The 21,293-nt window shown below is 70.2% G+C and carries 16 protein-coding genes; 12 read left to right on the forward strand and 4 right to left on the reverse strand.

Annotation, left to right across the window (positions count from 1 at the left end; genetic code table 11):
- Positions 1-6: 6 nt before the first annotated feature.
- Entirely contained in the window at positions 7-1,914 is a 1,908-nt protein-coding gene (locus OWR29_RS31730) for a hypothetical protein (protein WP_267567050.1), read from the forward strand.
- Between the two features lie 7 nt (positions 1,915-1,921).
- Here OWR29_RS31730 and OWR29_RS31735 read toward each other — a convergent pair whose 3' ends face one another.
- Positions 1,922-3,046 (reverse strand): NADH-quinone oxidoreductase subunit D, encoded by a 1,125-nt coding sequence (locus OWR29_RS31735; protein ID WP_267567051.1) that lies wholly within the window; start codon positions 3,044-3,046, stop codon positions 1,922-1,924.
- A 59-nt stretch (positions 3,047-3,105) separates the two neighbouring features.
- Positions 3,106-4,074 (reverse strand): SAM-dependent methyltransferase, encoded by a 969-nt coding sequence (locus tag OWR29_RS31740; protein WP_267567052.1) that lies wholly within the window; start codon positions 4,072-4,074, stop codon positions 3,106-3,108.
- Positions 4,075-4,194: 120 nt separating this feature from the next.
- Between OWR29_RS31740 and OWR29_RS31745 the strand changes: the two genes are divergently transcribed.
- From OWR29_RS31745 to OWR29_RS31795, 11 genes are all read left to right on the forward strand, one after another.
- Positions 4,195-5,052 carry a Rossmann-like and DUF2520 domain-containing protein gene (locus tag OWR29_RS31745; RefSeq protein ID WP_267567053.1) on the forward strand — a complete coding sequence of 286 codons (858 nt, stop codon included), beginning with the start codon at positions 4,195-4,197 and terminating at the stop codon, positions 5,050-5,052.
- Positions 5,049-5,873 carry a pantoate--beta-alanine ligase gene (gene panC / locus OWR29_RS31750; RefSeq protein ID WP_267567054.1) on the forward strand — a complete coding sequence of 275 codons (825 nt, stop codon included), beginning with the start codon at positions 5,049-5,051 and terminating at the stop codon, positions 5,871-5,873. The genes OWR29_RS31745 and panC overlap by 4 nt, the downstream gene beginning before the upstream one ends.
- A complete protein-coding gene (gene panD / locus OWR29_RS31755; RefSeq protein WP_267567055.1) occupies positions 5,873-6,301 on the forward strand; it encodes an aspartate 1-decarboxylase in 429 nt (142 codons plus the stop codon). The genes panC and panD overlap by 1 nt, the downstream gene beginning before the upstream one ends.
- 100 nt (positions 6,302-6,401) lie before the next feature.
- Complete coding sequence (locus OWR29_RS31760) at positions 6,402-7,307, forward strand: septum formation family protein (protein WP_267567056.1); 906 nt, start codon at positions 6,402-6,404, stop codon at positions 7,305-7,307.
- 61 nt (positions 7,308-7,368) lie between these two features.
- Entirely contained in the window at positions 7,369-9,021 is a 1,653-nt protein-coding gene (locus tag OWR29_RS31765; RefSeq protein ID WP_267567057.1) for an L-aspartate oxidase, read from the forward strand.
- 14 nt (positions 9,022-9,035) lie between these two features.
- The gene (gene nadC, locus OWR29_RS31770; RefSeq protein WP_267567058.1) at positions 9,036-9,887 is read left to right on the forward strand and encodes a carboxylating nicotinate-nucleotide diphosphorylase; all 852 of its coding nucleotides are present in this window, start codon (positions 9,036-9,038) and stop codon (positions 9,885-9,887) included.
- 12 nt (positions 9,888-9,899) lie between these two features.
- Complete coding sequence (locus OWR29_RS31775; RefSeq protein WP_267567059.1) at positions 9,900-10,658, forward strand: type III pantothenate kinase; 759 nt, start codon at positions 9,900-9,902, stop codon at positions 10,656-10,658.
- A 93-nt stretch (positions 10,659-10,751) separates the two neighbouring features.
- Positions 10,752-12,260 (forward strand): lysine--tRNA ligase, encoded by a 1,509-nt coding sequence (gene lysS / locus OWR29_RS31780; protein ID WP_267567060.1) that lies wholly within the window; start codon positions 10,752-10,754, stop codon positions 12,258-12,260.
- 156 nt (positions 12,261-12,416) lie between these two features.
- Positions 12,417-12,773 (forward strand): histone-like nucleoid-structuring protein Lsr2, encoded by a 357-nt coding sequence (locus OWR29_RS31785; RefSeq protein ID WP_267567061.1) that lies wholly within the window; start codon positions 12,417-12,419, stop codon positions 12,771-12,773.
- A gap of 376 nt (positions 12,774-13,149) precedes the next feature.
- Positions 13,150-15,672: an ATP-dependent Clp protease ATP-binding subunit gene (locus tag OWR29_RS31790; RefSeq protein WP_267567062.1), complete on the forward strand. Its 2,523-nt coding sequence runs from the start codon at positions 13,150-13,152 to the stop codon at positions 15,670-15,672.
- Positions 15,673-16,907: 1,235 nt separating this feature from the next.
- On the forward strand, positions 16,908-17,273 hold the full coding sequence (locus OWR29_RS31795; RefSeq protein ID WP_267567063.1) for a hypothetical protein: 366 nt from the start codon (positions 16,908-16,910) through the stop codon (positions 17,271-17,273).
- Here the strand turns inward: OWR29_RS31795 and OWR29_RS31800 are convergent.
- Together OWR29_RS31800 and OWR29_RS31805 are read right to left on the reverse strand one after the other, a co-directional pair.
- A complete protein-coding gene (locus OWR29_RS31800; RefSeq protein WP_267567064.1) occupies positions 17,259-18,653 on the reverse strand; it encodes a glycoside hydrolase family 43 protein in 1,395 nt (464 codons plus the stop codon). The two genes, OWR29_RS31795 and OWR29_RS31800, sit on opposite strands and share 15 nt — an antisense overlap.
- Positions 18,650-21,148: an alpha-L-arabinofuranosidase family protein gene (locus OWR29_RS31805; protein ID WP_267567065.1), complete on the reverse strand. Its 2,499-nt coding sequence runs from the start codon at positions 21,146-21,148 to the stop codon at positions 18,650-18,652. The genes OWR29_RS31800 and OWR29_RS31805 overlap by 4 nt, the downstream gene beginning before the upstream one ends.
- Positions 21,149-21,293 lie beyond the last annotated feature (145 nt).

Here is a 21,293-nt window from a genome sequence, read left to right on the forward strand (position 1 = left end):
GCGCCCATGCCGGATCAGGACTCCGTGGCGGGTAACGCACGTCTGCTCCGCGGCCTCAATTGGGCGGGCGTTCTGCTCGCCCCTCTGGCCGCGGCTGTCGTCCTGCTCGGCCAGAGCTCCAACACCGTGCGGTTCGCCGTGCTGCTCATCGCCGTCGCCGTCGTGCTGGTCGGCGCGACCGCGCTGGTACGCAGCGACCCGGTGGTCGGCCGCCTGGACGTCGAAGAGGCGGTGGCCAACCAGGTAGCCACGCTCCGGCGCGAGCTGCGAGCCGAGTTCGCCCCCGCCGGCCCCGGCTTCGCCGCCCCCGCCGGCTCGGTCCACGGCGGCCCGTCCGGCCCCATCCACGGCGGCCCGTCCGGCTCGGTCCACGGCGGCCCGTCCAGCGCCGTCCACGGCGGTCCGTCCGGCTCGGTCCACGGCGGCGGCAGCGTTCACGGCGCCTCGGCCGGCAATCTCCACGGCGGCCCTCCGGGCAACGTCCAAGGCGGCGTTCCCGCCGGGGCCGTGCGCAGTGGGGGAACGCAGCGCGCTTCCGCCGTCGTCGCGCCGCCCCCGCCCGCCGACGAGGAGTCAGGCTTCTTCGCCGACGCCCCGCCCCTCCACCCCGAGGACGACCCGTTCGCCAAGCCGTCCGGCTTCCCCGGCCGCGCGAACGTCCCACCCGCCTACCCGGCCGCGGACCGTCGCGGCGTGGCCGGCTACCAGGGCCCCGATCATCGCGGCGCGGCCGACTACCAGGGTGCGGATGACGGCGGCGTGGCCGGCTACCAGGGTGCCGATCGTCGCGGCGCGGCCGACTACCAAGGTGCGGACGATGGCGGGGCCGGCTACCAGGGTGCCGACTACCAAAGTGCATCCGGGTATGAAGATGCGGCCGGTTACGAGGCCGCCGGCTACCAGGGCGCTGATTACCAAGGCACGTCCGGCTATGAGGACGCGGCTGGGTACGAGGGCGCCGCCGGCTATCAGGGCGCTGATTACCAGGGCGCGGCCGACTACCAGGACCAGTCCAGCTACCCGGGTCAGCCCGACTACCAGGGTGAGCCCGACTTCCCGGACCGGTCCGCCGACTTCCCGAGGCAGCCCGCCGGACCGCCGCCGACGGGTTCCCCCCGTCCACCGATCCCCGCAGGCGGCCGAGCCGGAGTTCCCGCCGCGTCCGCCGCGGTTCGCCCACCGGCCCGCACCGGCCCCGGCATGACCACTGGCGGCCGCCCAGCCGGCTCGGCCGGCCGCGAGCCTGGCACTTCGACCGGCGGCCGTCCTGCCGCCGCCGTGCCTGCGCCGCCCCCAATTCCCCGCCAGCGGGGTGCCGCGTCCGTGCCGCCACCCGCCCCGCCGCGCGCCTCCGCCTCCGTCCGCCCGGCCAATTCCGGCGGTCCAGCTGGCCCGGGAAGCGCGGGCCCCGGCGGACCGGTGAATCTCGCTGACCTCGGCGGTCGTGGAAGCCCGGCCAGTCGCGGCGGTGGGCCCGGAAACCGGAGCGGCGTCGGCTCTGGTGATCACGGCGGCCCCGGCGGCTCGTTCGGTGGCCAGCCGGAGTCGCTGGTCGACGACTTCGGCGCCAGCAACGGCTACGCCGCCCAGTCGCCCGCTGTCTACGGCACCCCGCCGGGCGGCAACACGTACGGCGCCGCCAGCACGTACGGCAGTTCGAACGACGACTTCGACTCCGATGAGTACAGCGGCTACGGCGCCCCCCGCTACGGCTCCGAGCAGGGCGACTACGGCTACGGCGACGCCGACGGCGGCTACGAGGCTCCCCGCGAGCCCGGCACCACCACCGGCGACCCCAACTACAAGGCCCGCCGCCACCGCCCGTCGGCCAACGACACCAACGTCGGCTCGCTCAGCGACTTCGCCCAGTACGGCGGCTACACGCCCGACCAGGACGGCTACGGCCGCCGCTGACCAGCCGTTACTTGTCGATGTCCCCGACCACGAAGAACATCGAGCCCAGAATGGCGATCAAGTCGGGCACCAGGCAGCCCGGGATCAGCGTCGACAGCGCCTGCACGTTGGCGTACGACGCCGTCCGCAGCTTCATGCGCCACGGCGTCTTCTCGCCCCGCGACACCAGGTAGTAGCCGTTGATGCCGAGCGGGTTCTCCGTCCAGGCGTAGGTGTGCCCCTCGGGCGCCTTGACCACCTTGGGCAGGCGCACGTTGACCGGCCCCGAGAGCTGGTCGACCCGGTCCAGGCACTGCTCGGCGAGGTCAAGTGACACGTACGTCTGATCGAGCAGCACCTCGAACCGGGAGTGACAGTCGCCTGCGCTCCGAGTCACCACCGGCACGTCCAATTGGTCGTACGCCAAATAGGGCTCGTCCCGGCGCAGGTCGAAGTCGAGCCCGCTGGCCCGCGCCACCGGCCCCGACGCCCCGAACGCCGCTGCCTGCTCGGCCGTAAGCACCCCGACCCCGACCGTGCGGGCCAGGAAGATCTCGTTGCGCCGGATCAGATTGTCCAGGTCGGGCAGTCGCGTGCGGACCGTCCGGATCGCCTCGCGCGCCCGCCCCGTCCATCCGGCCGGCACTTCTTCCTTGAGCCCGCCGACCCGGTTGAACATGTAGTGCATGCGGCCGCCGGAGACCTCTTCCATCACGGCCTGCAGGGTTTCGCGCTCGCGGAACGCGTAGAACATGGGCGTAATTGCGCCGATCTCGAGCGGGTACGAGCCCAGGAACATCAGGTGGTTGAGCACCCGGTTGAGCTCGGCCAGCACCATCCGCAGCCAGGTCGCGCGCTCGGGCACCTCGATGCCCATCAGCCGTTCGACGGCGAGCGCGACCCCCAGTTCGTTGGAGAAGGCGGAGAGCCAGTCGTGCCGGTTGGCCAGCATGATGATCTGCCGGTAGTCGCGCACCTCGAACAGCTTCTCGGCGCCGCGGTGCATGTAGCCGACGATCGGCTCGCAGCTGACCACCCGCTCGCCGTCGAGCGTGAGCTTGAGCCGCAGCACGCCGTGCGTCGAGGGGTGCTGCGGGCCGATGTTGAGCACCATGTCGGCCGTCTCGAGCCCGGCCCCGGTCCCGACCGTCATTTCCCGCGTGGGCGCAGCCTTCAGTCCGGTTAAGGGTGGTGGTGGGGTGGTTGGACGGGTCACAGCAGAATGCTCCCACGCTCGTCGAGGCCGATGCTGTGCAGCAGCCACCAGTGACCGCCCAGTCCGGACGGTTCGATCAGCTCGGCTTCGGCGCCGGCCGCGGCCAGCGCCCGCACGTATCCGGCCGGGTCGCTTCGCGCCAGATCGAGCGGTGGTCGTCCGCCGTCGATCCCGAGCGCTTTCAGCGCCTCCCGCTGCCGAATTAACACGTACGGCTCTCCCGCGGCCGCCGCGGCCGAGTCCACAGCCACGTGGGCCGTCACGTCACAAGATCCGTCCGGCACCGGTGTGACCTGCCGCCCCGCCCGGAACCCGGTCAGCGTCCCCAGCGCCGGCCGCTCGTCCCGCCGATGCCCGTAGTCGATCGCCAGCGCGCACCCCCGCCGCACCTGCCCAACCGCATCGGCCCAGGCGGCATCCCGCGGCCACCCGATCTCGGCCCGGCCCGGCTGCGGCCACCACCGCCGCAACCAGAACAAGTCGGCCGCGTCGACGAGCCCGCCCAGCGACTCCACGCCCGTGGACGGCTCGACCAGCACCTTCCGCAGCCGCCCCTCGTCATCCAGGTCGGCCACGTCCAGCGGCACATTGTCGAGCCATTCGGTGGCGATCAGCAGCCCGACGATCCCGTCCGGCAACTCCCGCTGCCACGCGATGCTCCCCGGCAGCCCGCTGGGCCGGGGCGCCACCTCGACCGCGGTGAGCCGGACCCGCTCGGGAAGTAGCGGCCGCAGCGCGGCAAGCAGCTCACCCCGCCCCGCACCCACGTCCACCAGGTCGAACACCTTCGGCCGGCCCAGAGCGGCGTCCACCCGTTCGATCAGCCGCAGCAGGGCCCCCGCGAACAACGGCGACGCGTGCGCACTCGTCCGGAAGTGATCGCCTGGCCCTTCGGCGGCGCGCACGAAGAAGCCCCCAGGCCCGTAGAGCCCCGCCTCCATCGCCACCCGCCACCCGGCTTTCACACCCGCAACCCTAGGCGCTGGAGCGGTGATGGGGTTGTTCACATGGTCTTGTCACGGGCATGTTTCGGCGGCGCATACTTGCGCTCGACCGGTACCCCTTCTTGAGGACTGGATCCTGATATGAGCGCATTGACCGTGGGCGTTGTCGGAGCGGGCCGGGTGGGCGCCGTCCTCGGCGCGGCCCTGACCGCCGCGGGCCACCGCGTGGTCGCCGCCGCGGCCGTGTCCGCGGCCTCGCGTGACCGGGCCGCCCGCCTGCTGCCGGGCGCGGCGATCCTGCCCGCCGACGAGGTCGCCCGGGCCGCCGATGACCTTCTCCTTCTTTCCGTGCCCGACGACGCGCTCGCGAGCGTCGTCTCCGGCCTTTCCGCCACCGGCGCGCTGCGAGCGGGACAAATCGTCGCCCACACCTCCGGCGCGCACGGGCTGGCCGTACTCGGTGACCTGCACGGCATGGCCCTGCACCCGGCGATGACCTTCACCGGCACCGACCACGACCTCGAGCGCCTGCCCGGCATCGCCTGGGGTGTCACCGCGACCGACCGCGCCTTCGCGGCCCGGCTCGTGGCCGACCTCGGCGGCATCCCGGAGTGGGTGGCCGAGGACGCCCGGCCGGTCTATCACGCGGCCCTCGCCCACGGCGCGAATCACCTGGTCACGCTCGTGAACGAGGCAGCCGACCTGCTGCGCGCGGCGGGCATCGCCGAGCCCTCGCGCATTCTGTCGCCGCTGCTGCACGCGGCGCTCGACAACGCTCTGCGGATGGGCGACGCGGCGCTGACCGGGCCGGTCTCGAGGGGCGACGCCGGCACCGTCGGCAAGCATCTCGACCGCATGCCGGCCGAGGCCGTGCCCGCGTACCTGGCCCTGGCCCGCCGCACCGCCGACCGGGCCATCGCCTCGGGCCGTCTGCGTCCGCAGGACGCGACATTGCTGCTTGACGTTCTGTCCCGCGCCGCGGTGGGGAGCCCTTCATGACGTACGTGATCCATACCCGCGCCGATTTGGCCGGAGTGCCCAAAAACGGGACGCGCGCCGTCGTCATGACCATGGGCGCACTCCACGCGGGTCACCGGCAGCTCATGCGCGAGGCCCGTCGGCGCGGCGATGAAGTGCTCGTCACGATCTTTGTGAACCCGCTGCAGTTCGGCCCGAACGAGGACTTCGACAGGTACCCCCGCACGCTGGAGGCCGACCTCGAGGCGTGCCGGGCCGAGGGCGTCGACATCGTGTTCGCGCCCAGCCGCGGCGAGATGTACCCCGGCGGCGCGCCCTCGATCACGATGAACGCCGGGCCGCTGGGCGAGATCCTGGAGGGCGCCAGCCGCCCCGGCCACTTCGCCGGCATGCTCACCGTCGTCCAGAAGCTGCTCATGCTGACCCGGGCCGACCTGGCGTTCTTCGGCGAGAAAGACTTCCAGCAGCTCGCCCTGATCCGCCGGATGGCCGCCGATCTCGAGCTCGGCGTCGAGATCGTGGGCGTTCCCACCGTACGCGAACCGGACGGCCTGGCCCTGTCGAGCCGCAACCGGTACTTGTCGGCCGGCGAACGCCGGTCGGCCCTCGCCCTGAGCCGGGCCCTGCGTGAGGGCGCCACCCACACCGAGGCCGCGTCCGCCCTGGCCGCGGCCCGCAAGATCCTGGCCGACGAGCCGGGAGTGCAGGTCGACTACCTGGAACTCACCGGCGCCGACCTCGGCCGCCCGGAACCCGGCCCGGCTCGCCTGCTCGTCGCCGCCCGCGTCGGCCGCACCCGCCTGATCGACAACGTCGCCCTGACTCTGGAAAAGGTCGCCTGATGGTCCGCACCATGCTCAAGTCCAAGATCCACCGGGCCACCGTGACCCAGGCCGACCTGCACTACGTCGGCTCGGTGACGATCGACCTCGACCTGCTCGAGGCGGCCGATCTGCTGCCCGGCGAGCAGGTCGCCATCGTCGACGTGACCAACGGGGCCCGCCTCGAGACGTACGTCATTCCGGGTGAGCGCGGCAGCGGCGTGATCGGCATCAACGGCGCCGCCGCCCATCTCGTGCACCCGGGCGACCTGGTCATTCTCATTTCGTACGGGCAGATGGACGACGCCGAGGCGCGGGAGTATCAGCCGAGGATCGTGCACGTCGACGCGGCCAACAAGATCATCGAGTTGGGCGCCGACCCGGCCGCGGCCGCCGACGGCATGCCCGGCGGCCTGGTTCGCGGCGACCGGACGTTGTCGGCGGCCTGAACCGTCGGAGTGGCGATTTCCTGAACGCCGCCGATCCCGTTTTCCGTCCCCATATGATCGGAAAACGGACATCGGCGGCGCGCGGGGAAGGCTTAAGTTCATGCGACACCGGCTCGGGCTCACCGCTGTCCTGGGTTTGGTGCTGCTCGTGGCGGGCTGCGGCAAGCCGGGCGGGGTCGACGGCGACCTGACCAACGGCTGGGGCGCGATGGCCCCCGCGACCGGCTTCGAGCCGAACGACGGCGCCTGCCACAACGCCAACTTCAACCCGGTCGGCCCGCGCGGCACCTATGAAGAGGTGGACTGCGCGGCCAAGCACCGGACCGAGACCGTGTACGTCGGCACGTACGAATCGCCCGCGGCCGACGCCGACGTCCCGCCGGCCGACGGTTCCGCGGGGGCCAAGGCCGCGTACTCGATCTGCGACCAGAAGACGACCACCTTCGCCGGCGGGCCCTGGCGCAACGCCCGCCTGTGGATCGGCGTGACCCGCCCGACCGAGGCGGCCTGGAACGGCGGCGCCCGCTGGTACCGGTGCGAGGTGCTCGAGCTCAACTCGGTCGAGGACGACGGCGGGCTGGTGCAGCGCGAGGGCAGCCTGCGCAACTCGCTGGCCGGCGGTGCCTCCGACATCCAGCTCGGCTGCTACGCGATCCAGCTCGACGGCAACGGCGCGATCGCCACCATGCCCGCGGTGAGCTGCACAGCCAAGCACAACGGGGAATTCGCCGGCGTCTGGTACGCCAAGGGCCTCGACTACCCCAAGGACGACGCCGGCTGGGCGAAGTTCCACGACGGGTGCCGCGACCTGATCGCCGATTATGTGGGCGTGCCCAAGGACGCCGACCTGCAATACCGTACGGGCGTGGTGTCCCTGCCGGGCGGCGCCGACGTCTGGGCCCTGGGCGATCGTGGTGTGCGTTGCTACCTGTGGCTGGAGGGCGTGGAGCTCACGTCCACGGTCAAGGGCAAGGGCACCAAGAGCCTGCCGGTGCAGTACAAGTAACGGTGACCACGAATGTCTACCCCGGCGCCGCAGTGTCGTACCGGCGGAGTGTACTGAGCGGATGTATCTCGCCGACCTTCCGGAGCTGCCTCGTCGGCTCGCCGCCGCCGACCCCGGCTGGAGCGAGACCACCGACGTGCTCGTCGTGGGTTCCGGGGTGGCCGGCTTGACCGCCGCGCTGCACCTGCGTGAGCAGGGCCTGCACGTCACCGTGGTCACCAAGGTCAACATCGACGACGGCTCGACCCGGTGGGCCCAGGGCGGCATCGCGGCGGTGCTCGACCCGCTCGACACCCCGGCCGCCCACGCCAACGACACCGAGATCGCGGGCGTCGGCCTGTGCGACCCCGAGGCGGTGCGCGTCCTGGTCGAAGAGGGGCCGGCCCGGGTCCGGGAACTGATCCGCCTCGGCGCCGCCTTCGACCGCAACGCCGACGGCTCGCTGATGCTCACCCGCGAGGGCGGCCACCGCGCCGACCGGATCGTGCACGCGGGCGGCGACGCGACCGGGGCCGAGGTGCAGCGGGCCCTGCACGAGGCGGTGCACCGCGACCCCTGGATCCGCCTGGTCGAGCACGCGCTCGTGCTCGACCTGCTGCGCGGGGCCGACGGCCGGGCCTGCGGCCTGACCCTGCACGTGCTCGGCGAGGGCAGCGAGGACGGCGTGGGCGCGATCCTGGCCCGCGCGGTCGTGCTGGCCACCGGCGGCATGGGCCAGATCTACTCGTCGACCACCAACCCGTCGGTCTCCACCGGCGACGGGGTCGCGCTGGCGCTGCGGGCCGGGGCCGAGGTCACCGACGTCGAGTTCGTGCAGTTCCACCCCACCTCGTTCGTCAGCGCCGGCGTCACCTCGGTCCAGCGTCCGCTGATCTCCGAGGCGCTGCGCGGCGAGGGCGCCCACCTGGTCGACGAGTCCGGCACTCGGTTCATGGTCGGTCAGCACGAGCTGGCCGAGCTGGCCCCGCGCGACGTGGTGGCCAAGGGCATCCACCGGGTGCTGCTGCGCACCGGGGCCGACCACGTCTACCTCGACGCCCGCCACCTGGGCGGCTCGTTCCTCGAGCAGCGCTTCCCGACCATCATGGCCTCGACCCGCGCGGCCGGCGTCGACCCGGCGACCGAGCTGATCCCGGTCGCCCCGGCCGCCCACTACGCGTCCGGCGGCGTCCGCACCGACCTGCACGGGCGTACGACGATCCCCGGTCTCTACGCCTGCGGCGAGGTCGCCTGCACGGGCGTGCACGGCGCCAACCGCCTGGCCAGCAATTCCCTGCTCGAGGGCCTGGTCTTCGCCAAGCGGATCGCCGACGACATCGCCCGCGAGCTGCCGCCGCAGGACGAGCCGGCGCCTGGCTCCCTGCTCGGCGCCAAGAGCGGCTGGGTCGTCGATCCCGACGTACGGGCCGAGCTGCAACGGGCGATGACCCGGGGTGCCGGGGTGCTGCGCTCGGCCGCCTCGCTCGAGGACACGGCCGGCGAACTGACCCGGCTGGGCGCGCGGCGCGATACCCCCCGCAACGCCACCTGGGAGGCGACGAACCTGCTGACCGTGGCGACGGTGCTGGTCGCGGCCGCCCGCACCCGCCGCGAGACCCGCGGCTGCCACTGGCGCGAGGACCACCCGGTTGCCGAGGACGAGTGGCGCGGCCACCTGGTGCACGCCCTCGATCACCAGGCCCGGTTGTCGCAGACCTTCGAAGAGATGGCCTGATCACAGGGGGATCCATGAACGAGCTGGACGTAGCCGAGGTCGAACTGATCGTCCGTACCGCGCTGGCCGAGGACCTCGGCTCGCCGCCGCACGACGTGACCAGCGAGGCCACCATCCCGGCCGATCAGGTCGACACGGCCGAGCTGGTGGCCCGGGCCGACGGCGTGGTGGCCGGCCTGCCGGTGGCCGCCGTGGTCTTCAACGACACCTCGGGCGGCGCCGACGTCTTCGAGCAGCGCGTGGCCGAGGGCGACCGGGTCACCCGGGGCGACGTGCTGGCCGTCGTCAGCGGGCCCACCCGGGCCCTGCTCACGGCCGAGCGTACGGCGCTGAACCTGCTCAGCCGCATGTCCGGGGTGGCCACCCACACCCGCCGCTGGGCCGACGCGCTGGCCGGCACCAAGGCCACCGTCCTCGACACCCGCAAGACCACGCCCGGCCTGCGCTACCTCGAGAAGTACGCGGTGCGCATCGGCGGCGGCACCAACAAGCGCATGGGCCTGTACGACGTGGCCATGATCAAGGACAACCACAAGCTGGCGGCCGGCAGCATCACCGCCGCCTACCGGCTGGTCCGCGAGAAGTTCCCCGAGGTGCCGGTCCAGGTCGAGGTCACCACCCTGGCCGAGGCGCGCGAGGCGGTCGAGGACGGCGCCACGTTCCTGCTCTGCGACAACATGACACCCGACCGCCTGCGTGAGGTCGTGGCCGAGGTCGGCGACCGCGCCGAGCTCGAGGCCACCGGCAACCTACGCTTGGAGACGGTCGCCGAATACGCCGCCACGGGCGTCAACTACCTGTCCGTCGGCGGTCTCACCCACTCGTCGCCCATTCTCGACATAGCCATGGACCTGCGCCCCCGGTAAGGAGCCCCCACCTTGCTGCTCTGCATCGACATCGGTAACACCAACACCGTCCTCGCCACGTTCGACGGCGACAAGCTGGTGCACAACTGGCGCATCAAGACCGACGCCCGGTCCACCGCGGACGAGCTCGGCCTGATGTTCCGGGGCCTGCTGGCCGGCGACGCGGTCGAGATCACCGGCGTCGCCGCCTGCTCGACCGTGCCGGCCGCCCTGCGCAGCCTGCGCACCATGCTGGCCCGCTACTACGGCGACCTGCCGAACGTGATCGTCGAGCCCGGGGTCAAGACCGGCGTCCAGCTGGCCATCGACAACCCCAAAGAGGTCGGGGCCGACCGGGTGGTCAACACGCTCGCCGCGCACGCCCTCTACGGCGGCCCGTCGATCGTCGTCGACTTCGGCACGACCACCAACTTCGACGTGATCAGCGAGCGGGGCGAGTTCCTGGGCGGCGCCTTCGCCCCGGGCATCGAGATCTCGTTCGACGCCCTGGCCGCCCGGGCCGCCCAGCTGCGCAAGGTCGAGCCGGCCAAGCCGCGCTCGGTGATCGGCAAGAACACCGTCGAGTGCCTGCAGTCCGGCATGTACTTCGGCTTCGCCGGTCAGGTCGACGGGATAGTCAGCCGCATGATCGACGAGATCGGCCCGGTGCAGGCCGTCATCGCCACCGGCGGCCTGGCCTGGCTGGTCAAGGACGAGTGCAAGACGATCACCGCCCACGAGCCGATGATCACGCTGATCGGGCTGCGGATGGTATATGAGCGGAACGTTTGAGAGCTCCATCGGGGTTTCTTTTATGTTTTCCGCCGCGGGCAGGCTCTGAGTAGGCTTTACGCGCCTTCATCCACTCTTACAGAGAGTCGTGCCGTGACCGAGCAGAATGTCGCCGTCCCTGATCCCGCCGAGGACCTTCCCGAGCAGATGCGGGTCCGCCGGTCGAAGCGGGACCGGATGCTCGCCGAAGGGGTGTCCCCCTATCCGGTGACCGTCCCTCGGACGGCGACGCTGAAGCAGGTGCGCGAGCAGTACGCCGACCTGCCCATGGACGCGGCCACCGGCGACCACGTGTCGATCACGGGCCGGGTGATCTTCGTGCGCAACGGCGGCAAGCTGTGCTTCGTCACGTTGCGCGACGGCGACGGGACCGAGCTGCAGGCCATGCTGTCGCTGGCCAAGGTGGGCGAGCCGAGCCTGACCGACTGGAAGCAGCTGGCCGACCTGGGCGACCTGATCTCGGTCACCGGTGAGGTCATCACCAGCCGCCGCGGCGAGCTGTCCGTCCTCGCCGATTCGTGGGCCATGAGCGCCAAGGCGTTGCGCCCGCTTCCGGTGGCCCACAAGCCGCTTTCCGAAGAGACGCGGGTCCGTCAGCGCTATGTCGATCTGATCGTCCGCCCGCAGGCCCGCGACACCGTTCGCACTCGGGCCACTGTCGTGCGCAGCCTTCGCGAGTCGCTGTTCCGGCGCAATTATCTCGAGGTGGAAACGCCAATGTTGCAGTTGCTGCACGGCGGCGCTGCGGCCCGGCCCTTTGTGACACACAGCAACGCCCTCGACACCGATCTCTATCTGCGGATCGCGCCGGAACTGTTTTTGAAGCGGGCCGTCGTGGGTGGCATCGATCGCGTCTTCGAGATCAACCGGAACTTCCGCAATGAGGGTATGGACTCGACCCACTCGCCGGAGTTCGCGATGCTCGAGGCCTACGAGGCGTACGCGGACTACAACGTCATGCAGCGGCAGGTGCGCGAGTGGATTCAGGAAGCCGCCATCGCGGTCGCCGGATCACACATCGTGACGCACTATGACGGTACCGAGTTGGACCTGAGTGGCGAGTGGACATCGGTAACGCTCTATGGCTCGCTCTCCGCGGCGCTCGGTGAGGAAGTCACTCCGTCCACCGATATCGCGCAACTGCTGCGTTATGCCGAAAAGCACGACCTTTCCGTCGACCCGAAGTGGGGCCCGGGCAAGCTCGTCGAAGAGCTGTTCGAGCACCTGGTGCAGCACACGCTGCAGGCGCCGACCTTCGTGCGGGACTATCCCGAGGAGACCGCGCCGCTGACCCGCGCGCACCGGGAAACGCCAGGTCTCACCGAGAAGTGGGATCTCTACGTGTCCGGCTTCGAACTGGCCACCGCCTATTCCGAGCTGGTCGACCCGGTCGTGCAGCGCGAACGGCTGGTGGCCCAGTCGTTGCTGGCGGCCGGCGGCGACCCCGAGGCGATGCAGCTGGACGAGGATTTCCTGCGCGCCATGGAGTACGGAATGCCGCCCACCGGTGGCATGGGAATGGGAATCGACCGTCTCTTGATGGCCCTCACCGGCCTGGGCATTCGCGAAACGATCCTCTTCCCGCTTGTGCGGCCGGAGTAAGCGTCGCGGGCCACTTCGGCGAGAAAGCGCACGACTAGTGGCCGGAACAAGCCCGTACCGGAAATGTTCTGACCGCCATTGACGCACGATGCCGCCTTGGCGTTATTGTCTGTGCGTTGCATTGGGGAGAACCTGTGTTCGGGAGGATAGTGGCGCGTGGCCAAGCAGATCATTCACAAGCTGGTCGATGACATCGACGGGGGCGACGCCGACGAGACGGTGAAGTTCGCTCTCGACGGCATTCAGTACGAGATCGACCTCTCGGAGAAGAACGCCACCAAATTGCGGGAGCTGTTCGACCCGTACGTCGACGCCGGCGCCAAGGTCGCCCGGGGCGGCGTTGTCGTGGGTGGCCGGGCCGCCCGCGGCCGGGGCGGCGCGACCGCCGACCGCGAGCAGAACAAGGCGATCCGGGAGTGGGCCAAGAAGGCCGGCAAGGACATCTCCGACCGGGGCCGGATCCCGCAGGAGATCGTGGACGAGTTCCACGCCAAGGGGCCGGGTCGTAACTGACCGGCCACCCCGAGCCCCCGGACAGACGCAGCCGGGCCCGTCGCACTTCGTGCGGCGGGCCTGCTGCTTTTCGCTCGATCTTCGGTGTCCCGCCGTAGGGTTATCCACAGGTAGAGACGACGTTGTCCACAGGCTGTGGATGCGCGTAACCGCGATTTCGCTGTCCGCGTAGCCGTTCCACTGGGGGAACAGCGGGTGAGCGTGCGAAGTTGGCTAAATCAACGTTGCGGAAGGTTTCGAGGGGCCGTGAGGGCCCAGCAAGACCACCCAGCGGCGATAGAGTTGTCAGTACGGGTATCACCGATGCCCGTGCGCTGGCCCCGCCTTGTTGGGACGAGCTCAGCATTGGCGCACGGCACGTGAGGAGCACGAGGGCATGTTCGAGCGGTTCACCGACCGAGCGCGACGGGTTGTCGTCCTGGCCCAAGAAGAGGCCCGGATGCTCAACCACAACTACATCGGGACCGAGCACATCCTGCTCGGCCTGATCCATGAGGGTGAGGGCGTCGCCGCCAAGGCTCTCGAGAGCCTGGGCATCTCTCTCGAGGGTGTGCGGCAGCAGGTCGAAGAGATCATCGGCCAGGGTCAGCAGGCGCCGAGCGGGCACATCCCGTTCACGCCCCGAGCCAAGAAGGTTCTCGAGCTGTCGCTGCGTGAGGCGCTGCAGCTCGGCCACAACTACATCGGCACCGAGCACATCCTGCTCGGCCTGATCCGCGAGGGCGAGGGCGTCGCCGCCCAGGTCCTCGTGAAGCTGGGGGCCGACCTCAACCGGGTCCGCCAGCAGGTCATCCAGCTGCTCTCGGGCTACCAGGGCAAGGAGCCGGCCGCGGCCGGCGCGGCGGCGGGCGAGGCCGCGCCGTCGACGTCCCTGGTCCTCGACCAGTTCGGGCGCAACCTGACCCAGGCCGCCCGCGAGGGCAAGCTCGACCCGGTCATCGGGCGCGAGAAGGAAATCGAGCGGGTCATGCAGGTGCTGTCCCGCCGCACCAAGAACAACCCGGTGCTCATCGGTGAGCCCGGCGTCGGCAAGACCGCTGTCGTCGAGGGGCTGTCCCAGTCGATCGTCAAGGGCGAGGTGCCCGAGACGCTCAAGGACAAGCAGCTCTACACGCTCGACCTCGGTGCGCTCGTCGCCGGTTCCCGCTACCGCGGTGACTTCGAGGAGCGCCTGAAGAAGGTGCTCAAAGAGATCCGCACCCGGGGCGACATCATCCTGTTCATCGACGAGATCCACACCCTGGTGGGTGCGGGTGCCGCCGAGGGCGCGATCGACGCGGCGAGCATCCTGAAGCCGATGCTGGCCCGCGGCGAGCTGCAGACCATCGGCGCCACCACCCTCGACGAGTACCGCAAGCACCTGGAGAAGGACGCCGCTCTCGAGCGCCGCTTCCAGCCCATCCAGGTCGGCGAGCCGTCGCTGGCGCACACCATCGAGATCCTCAAGGGTCTGCGCGACCGCTACGAGGCTCACCACCGGATCAGCATCACCGACGCCGCCCTGGTGGCCGCGGCGACGCTGGCCGACCGCTACATCTCCGACCGCTTCCTGCCGGACAAGGCGATCGACCTGATCGACGAGGCCGGCGCCCGGATGCGCATCCGCCGGATGACCGCGCCGCCAGACCTGCGTGACTTCGACGAGCGCATCGCCCAGGTGCGCCGCGACAAGGAGTCCGCGATCGACGCGCAGGACTTCGAGCGGGCCGCCCAGCTGCGCGACAAAGAGAAGCAGCTGCTGGGTCAGAAGGCGCAGCGTGAGAAGGAGTGGAAGGCGGGCGACCTCGACGTCGTGTCCGAGGTCGACGACGAGCAGATCGCCGAGGTCCTGGGCAACTGGACCGGCATCCCGGTCTACAAGCTGACCGAGGAAGAGACGTCCCGGCTGCTCCGCATGGAAGATGAGCTGCACAAGCGGGTCATCGGCCAGGAGGACGCGGTCAAGGCGGTCTCCAAGGCGATCCGGCGTACCCGGGCCGGCCTGAAGGACCCGAAGCGCCCGTCCGGCTCGTTCATCTTCGCCGGCCCGTCCGGTGTCGGTAAGACCGAGCTCAGCAAGGCGCTGGCCGAGTTCCTGTTCGGCTCGGAAGACGCGCTGATCCAGCTCGACATGTCCGAGTTCCACGACCGGTACACGGTGTCCCGCCTCGTCGGTGCCCCTCCCGGCTACGTCGGCTACGACGAGGGTGGCCAGCTGACCGAGAAGGTGCGACGCAAGCCGTTCTCCGTGGTCCTCTTCGACGAGATCGAAAAGGCCCACCCGGACGTCTTCAACACGCTCCTTCAGATCCTCGAGGATGGTCGCCTGACCGACGGTCAGGGCCGCATCGTGGACTTCAAGAACACGGTCATCATCCTGACCACCAACCTCGGCACGAGGGACGTGGCCAAGGCGGTGTCGCTGGGCTTCCAGGCCTCGGAAGACGTCGAGAGCAACTACGACCGGATGAAGGTCAAGGTCAACGACGAGCTGAAGCAGCACTTCCGCCCGGAGTTCCTGAACCGCATCGACGACACGATCGTCTTCCACCAGCTCCGCCAGGACGAGATCCTGCAGATCGTCGACATCTTCACGTCGCGCATCGAGTCCCAGCTCAAGAACAAAGACATGGGCCTCGAGCTGACCGACAACGCTAAGAAGTACCTGGCCAAGAAGGGCTTCGACCCGGTGCTGGGCGCGCGGCCGCTGCGTCGCACGATCCAGCGCGATCTCGAGGACACCCTGTCCGAGCAGATCCTGTTCAACGAGCTGCGGCCCGGTCAGATCGTGGTCGTGGACTGCGAGGGCGACCCGGAGAACATCGAGAAGTCGAAGCTCGTGTTCAAGGGTGCCGACCGCGGGGTTGCTGTTCCGGACGCTGTTCCGGCTGACCTCGGGGCTGCTACGACCGAGGAGTAAGCCTGTAGTTCGAAACGGCCCGGCGCGGTTTGCGCCGGGCCGTTTTGGCGTTCTGACGGGAGGTTGCGTCGGGGCTGCTCTGGCGTTCTGACGGTGTTTGCGGGGGGACGGTTTGGGGGCGGGGGATGGCCCCCTACGGGCGGTCAGGCTTGATCCCTGCGTGGGCCATCCCCCGCCCCCAAACCTCGGTTCGCTTGCGCTTGGCGCCGGGTCACTCTCACCTAACCCTGGAGACCAGTCACGCTCCGCCTCGGCTGACCGGCGTGCTTCCCGCGATGCCGCCCCCGCCCGGGCGCCACCGCGATGGCTCGATCGGATCCGCTGCCTCGTCCAACGCCGCGCGGGCCTCGCCTGGCACAGCCCCGCTAGGCGTGCCTGGTATCGCCGGCGTCGCCGTGCCTCGCCTGACATCGCTCCATCCGGCCCCGCCTCGCGTCGCGCCAGCCCGCCGGGCGGTGTCGCGCTTGACTGTGCCGTGCCATGCCTGGCCCAAGCCGGCGCCGTCGCGCCTTACCCGGCACAGCCTCGCTTCGCCGCGCCTAGCGTCACCTGCACTGGCGTGGCTCACCTGGCATAGCCTCGCTTTGCCCCACCCAGCGTCACCGCAGCGGCGTGCCTCGCCTGACACAGCCTCGGCTCGCCGCGCCCGGCGTCGCCTGCAGCGGCGTGGCTCAGCTGGCGCAGCCTCGTTTCGCCGCGCGCAGCGTCACCTGCAGCGGCGTGGCTCACCTGGCATAGCCTCGTTTCGCTGCGCGCAGCGTCACCTGCAGCGGCGTGGGTCACCTGGCATAGCCTCGGCTCGCCGCGCGCAGCGTCACCTGCAGCGGCGTGGCTCACCTGGCACAGCCTCGCTTCGCCGCGCTCGGCGTCACCTGCCTGCACCGCCGTGGCTCGTCTGGCAGCGTTCCACCCACCCGGCTGGCCTCGCGTCGCCGCGCCTCGCCCGAGGCCCGCCTATTTCCCGCTGTGCTGTGCGTCGCCGTGCCTGGCGTCGCCTGCACCGCTGTGTCTTAGTCAGCCGCCGGCCGTACGCCGGACAACGCGGGCATCGCATCGCATCGCCTCGTCCGCTACGCCCGACCACCCGCTCCCACCCAAGGCGGGCTGGCCCGTTCTGCCTGGCCGCACCGGACCGTGGCCGGTCGCCGTGCCTCGCATTCCGGTGAATCGCCTGGCATCGGCCAATCAGCCCGGCACCGCGACCACATCCACGTCCTTGATCCGGATGGGGAGCCTTGGCTTGCCATGCGTCGTGCGGCTTTGCCCTGGGCAGCCATGGGCTCGTCCCGCCCGGCTCGTCCACCTCGGCCCGGGCCCGTTTCACCAGCCTCGCGCGGGCCGGCCCGGGGCTCGTCCTACGCAGCTTCACCTGCCTCAGCCGGGTATGCGTCGCCTTGCTCAGCCCCACCATCGTCGCCCTGCTCGGCCCGACCATCGTCGCCCTGCTCAGCCTGGCCGTCGTCGGGCGTGGGTGGGGGTGGGGCAACGGCCCGGCTGGTGGGCAGCCGGGCCGTTGCGTGTCCCGGGGCGACTCCGGGACGGCCCGCGTCGGCGTCGGGGGGAACGCCGGCGTGGGCGGGGGGCCGTCAGCTCAGTCGTAGGACTGTTCCGGTTGAGCTGACGGAGACTGTGGAGCCGGAGATGTGCAGGTAGCCGCCGGGCTCTGCGCGTAGCTTGAGGCCGGTTCGGACGGGCTCGCGACGGAACTTGAGGGGGGTGGTGGCCAGGTGGAGGCCGGCTGCCCCGTCGGCGGCTATGAACTGGGTTGGGTGGTCTACGGAACGTAGGGCCTCGGTGCCGTCCGGTTGTTGGTCGAAGCGGAACTGGGTGGGGGCCAAGTCGTGTGGGGCGCGCTGCACGATGATCTTGCCGTCGGTTGTGTGGCGGATGTAGTCGTCGGGGCGGGTGGCGGGGGACAGGCGGATGATCGGGCCGCCGTCGCCTACCGGGACTCCGAAGAGGGGGGTGCCGTCGGGGTGCCAGTAGAGGCGTTGGACCCTCGCGTGGCGGTTGGGGTCGTAGAGGGGATCGCCGGTTATGTCGCGGTAGTCGCGGGCGTGGTACACCAGCACGTCGGTGCGGCCGTCCTCGGCGACGGTGAAGGAGTTGTGGCCGGGGCCGTAGCGTGAGGTTTCGGTGTTGGTGACGAAGATCGGGTCGGGGGTTTTGGTCCAGCTTTCGCGTCGTAGCAGGTCGGCGTCGGCGTTGGCGGTCAGCAGGCCCATGCAGTAACGCGCGTCGGTGGCGCTGGCCGAGAACGTCAGGAAGACGCGGCCGTTGCGGATCAGGACGGCTGGGCCCTCGTTGACGCGGAAGCCCTGGATCTCCCAGTCGCGGGTGGGGGTGGTGATCCGGGTCGGTTTGCTGGCCAGCGAGTAAGGGGTGCCCATGCGGGCGATGTAGAGGCTGGTGTTCACCGCGATCTCGGGCTCGCTCTGCGCCCACACCAGGTAGCGGCGGCCGCGGTGGGCGAAGGTGGTGGCGTCCAGCGTGAAGCCGTCCCATTCGGTCATCAGCTGGGTCTTGAGCTGCCAGCCGCTGGCGTCCAGGGGGTCGGCCAACGGTGATTCCAGTACGTACGTGCGGATGCGGAACACGTCGTCGGAGTCGCCGGCGGCGAAGTAGACGTACCACTTGCCGTCGATGCGGTGCAGTTCGGGCGCCCAGATGTGGCCGGCCATCTTGCCGGTCGCCGGGCGCCGCCAGATGACGGTCTCGGCGGCGGTCGTCAGCCCGGCCAGGGTCGTGGCGCCCCGCAACGCGATCCGGTCGTACTCGGGAACCGAGCCGGTGAAGTAGTACTTGCCGTTGGTGCGGGGCGTGATGAACGGGTCGGCCCGCTGGGTGACCAGGGGCTGGACGGTCGGCACGCCGTAGATTTCAGCGTCGGTGCGGGGCACCACGGCCTCGGCCGCGCCGGCGCCGGCCAGCCCGGCCACGCTCGCGCCGGCCGCGGTGGCCAGCAGGGTGCGCCTTCTCATCGGATCTCCAAACGCAGGAACGTCACGGAACTGGCCGGGAACTCGCGGGTGAAGGTCGAGCCCAACCCGCGGACGGTGCTGGTCACGGGCCGGATCGGCTCGGCCGAGCGGGTGTTCTGCTCGCCCGGGTCGCCACTGAGCACCGTCATGCGTCCGGTGGGAAGGACTTTGATCTTTCCCAGGTCGATTTTGGTGAGAGCGGGCGACGCGGAGGCGTTGACCACCTTGACGATCAGCTCGCGAGCCTTGGAGTCGCGGGTGACGACCTGGGCGAACGGCTCGGTGACGGCGTTGTCGTCGAAGCTGCCCCACACCTGGCCGTCGCGGATCAGGGTCACCTTCGTGCCCCGCACCTCGATCTTCAGGTCGTACGTCTGACCGGTGACGACCGTGTCCGGCCGGGTGAGCAGCTGTTCCTTGGCGGCGGCGGACCCGGTGGCCTTCTCGATCGCGCCCTGCGTGTTGTTCCAGCCGCCCAGATTCCACCAGTACCAGGTGCCCGAGTCCTTGATCCCGAACGGGATGAGGAAGCCCTCGTCGCCCGCGGTCTTGGTCGCCTTGACCGTGATGTCGTAGTCGGTCGCGGTGATGTTCGTGGCCGCCGCGACCATCGTGTCCTCGGCCGCGACGTCCGTCTGCGTGTAGGCGCCGTCGGTGACGGCCCACGTTCCCCGCCCGGTGAGAGGACTCCAGCCGTCCGCGTTGCCGTCGTTGAAGTCGTCGCTGAGCAGCACGGCGCCGTCGGGTGTGGTCACCTTCAGATCGTCGTAGCGAGCGGCCGTACGCCAGGTGGAGAGCCCGACCCGGCCGGTGATCGGCTGCGGCTGGACGACCCGGCCGCCGCTCACCTTGGTGGGCACCACGCGATCGCCGACGTTGGTCATGAACAGCTTCTGCATCTGGTAGCTGGTCGAGCCCCACGACTCGTCGTTGTCGAACCAGATCAGATCGGGCCGCCACTGCACGTTGTCGATGTTGGCGAACAGCGGCGCGTACGAGGCCATCTTGACCACGTCGGCGTTGCGCTCGAGCCCGGTCATGTAGGCCGCCTCGGCCAGCGAGTTGAAGAACTTGGCATCCTGCGACGCGTACTCGCCGAGGAAAACCTTCGGACCACTTCGGTCGTACGAGTCGTAGCGCTCGTTGTTCTGCAGGAACCAGTTCGGGCTGTTGTAGTAGTGCTCGTCGACCATCTCGGTGCCCGCGGCCCTGTTCTTGGCCCACAGGTTGTCGAACGTGACGCCCATGTCGTCCGGGCCGGAGTTGCTGATCACCGTGATGGCCGGGTACTTCGCCTTGATCGCGTCGCGGAACTTCAGGAAATTCGCGAAGTACTCGTCGGGCAGGTTCTCCTCGTTGCCGACCGCGACCATGGTCAGGCCGAACGGCTTCGGGTGGCCCATCTGCGCCCGCAGCTTGCCCCAGGTCGTCGTGACCGGCCCGTTGGCGAACTCGATCAGGTCGAGCGTGTCCTGGATGTGCCGCTGCAGCAGCGCCGGGTCGTCGGTGGCGCGGTTCTGCCCGCAGCCGGTGACCAGCGCCGGCACGACGGGCAGGGGGGCCGCGCCGATGTCCTCGCTGAACTGGAAGTACTCGTAGTAGCCGAGCCCGTAGCTCTGGTTGTAGCCCCAGAAGTTGGCGTTGGTGGCCCGCGTCTCGACCGGCCCGACCGTGTCCTTCCACTGGTACGAGCGCGCCCGCGGGAAGTTCGAGGCTTGGTCGTACGCGTAATGGCTGCCGGTGTTGACCAGGCATCCGCCCGGGAAGCGCACGAAGCCGGGGCGGAGGGCGGCCACTTTCTCGGCCAGATCCTTGCGCAGCCCGTGACCCTTGTACGTGTCCCGCGGGATCAGCGACACCATGTCGAGCCGGTGCGTGCCGCTTCCGGTGACCGACACCGACAACCGCCCGGTGTCGCTCGTGCTCGTGGCGCGCAGTGTGCCCGCGTACCGGGACCAGGTGTTGCTCTTGACGTTGATCTTCAGCGGCGTGGCCAGTGCGGTGCCGTCGGCGGTCGCCAGCGAGATCGTCAGCGCCGAGGCGGAGTCGCTGCGGGCCCAGACCGAGAAGTCGTACGCCGCGCCCCGCGAGACGGCGATGCCGCTGTTGTAGCCGGCGTTGGTCACGCCGCCCGGGCCGGTCAGCCGCAGGTAGGTGCGGTTGCGTTCGTTGAGGCGGGCGTCGTCGTCGACGGTCGCGGCGGCGCCGGTGGCCGTCCAGCCGGTCAGGCCGGTGTAGGAGCGGTTGTCGGTGGCGTTGAACTCGAAGGAGCGGTTGCGGACCAGCTCGGCGTAGAGCCCGCCGTCGGCCGCGTAGTTGATGTCCTCGAAGAAGACGCCGTACATCTCGTCGCCGATCGCCGCGCCGGCGGCGCCGGAGTCGACGGTGATCGTGTAATCGGGGTCGGCGGCGGCGACGGCCGGTGGGGCGACCGCCAAGGGAAGGGCGGCCAGGGCGGCAACGGCGCCGGCCGTGCGGGTTCGGAAGCGGGACACGCAGGTCCTCCTTGTTCGCGCGAACAACGAGGTATCCAGTGCATGGCCGGTGGCGCCATTACTGCACCTAGACGTAACTGTCCGCGTGAGACCGGTCGATGTTAGCGTTCACCATAGACGCAAGCCCGCGGAAAGTCAGGTGCCA

The sequence above is a fragment of the Paractinoplanes pyxinae genome (assembly GCF_026626335.1).
Taxonomy (GTDB): domain Bacteria; phylum Actinomycetota; class Actinomycetes; order Mycobacteriales; family Micromonosporaceae; genus Actinoplanes; species Actinoplanes pyxinae.

Bases quoted from the DNA above. Each gene is read 5' to 3' on its own strand.
- panC (WP_267567054.1), top strand. From the start codon at position 5,049: ATGACGTACGTGATCCATACCCGCGCCGATTTGGCCGGAGTGCCCAAA.
- OWR29_RS31760 (WP_267567056.1), top strand. From the start codon at position 6,402: ATGCGACACCGGCTCGGGCTCACCGCTGTCCTGGGTTTGGTGCTGCTC.
- OWR29_RS31745 (WP_267567053.1), top strand. From the start codon at position 4,195: ATGAGCGCATTGACCGTGGGCGTTGTCGGAGCGGGCCGGGTGGGCGCC.
- OWR29_RS31730 (WP_267567050.1), top strand. From the start codon at position 7: ATGCCGGATCAGGACTCCGTGGCGGGTAACGCACGTCTGCTCCGCGGC.
- nadC (WP_267567058.1), top strand. From the start codon at position 9,036: ATGAACGAGCTGGACGTAGCCGAGGTCGAACTGATCGTCCGTACCGCG.
- OWR29_RS31765 (WP_267567057.1), top strand. From the start codon at position 7,369: ATGTATCTCGCCGACCTTCCGGAGCTGCCTCGTCGGCTCGCCGCCGCC.
- OWR29_RS31800 (WP_267567064.1), bottom strand. From the start codon at position 18,653: ATGAGAAGGCGCACCCTGCTGGCCACCGCGGCCGGCGCGAGCGTGGCC.
- OWR29_RS31790 (WP_267567062.1), top strand. From the start codon at position 13,150: ATGTTCGAGCGGTTCACCGACCGAGCGCGACGGGTTGTCGTCCTGGCC.
- OWR29_RS31735 (WP_267567051.1), bottom strand. From the start codon at position 3,046: ATGACGGTCGGGACCGGGGCCGGGCTCGAGACGGCCGACATGGTGCTC.
- panD (WP_267567055.1), top strand. From the start codon at position 5,873: ATGGTCCGCACCATGCTCAAGTCCAAGATCCACCGGGCCACCGTGACC.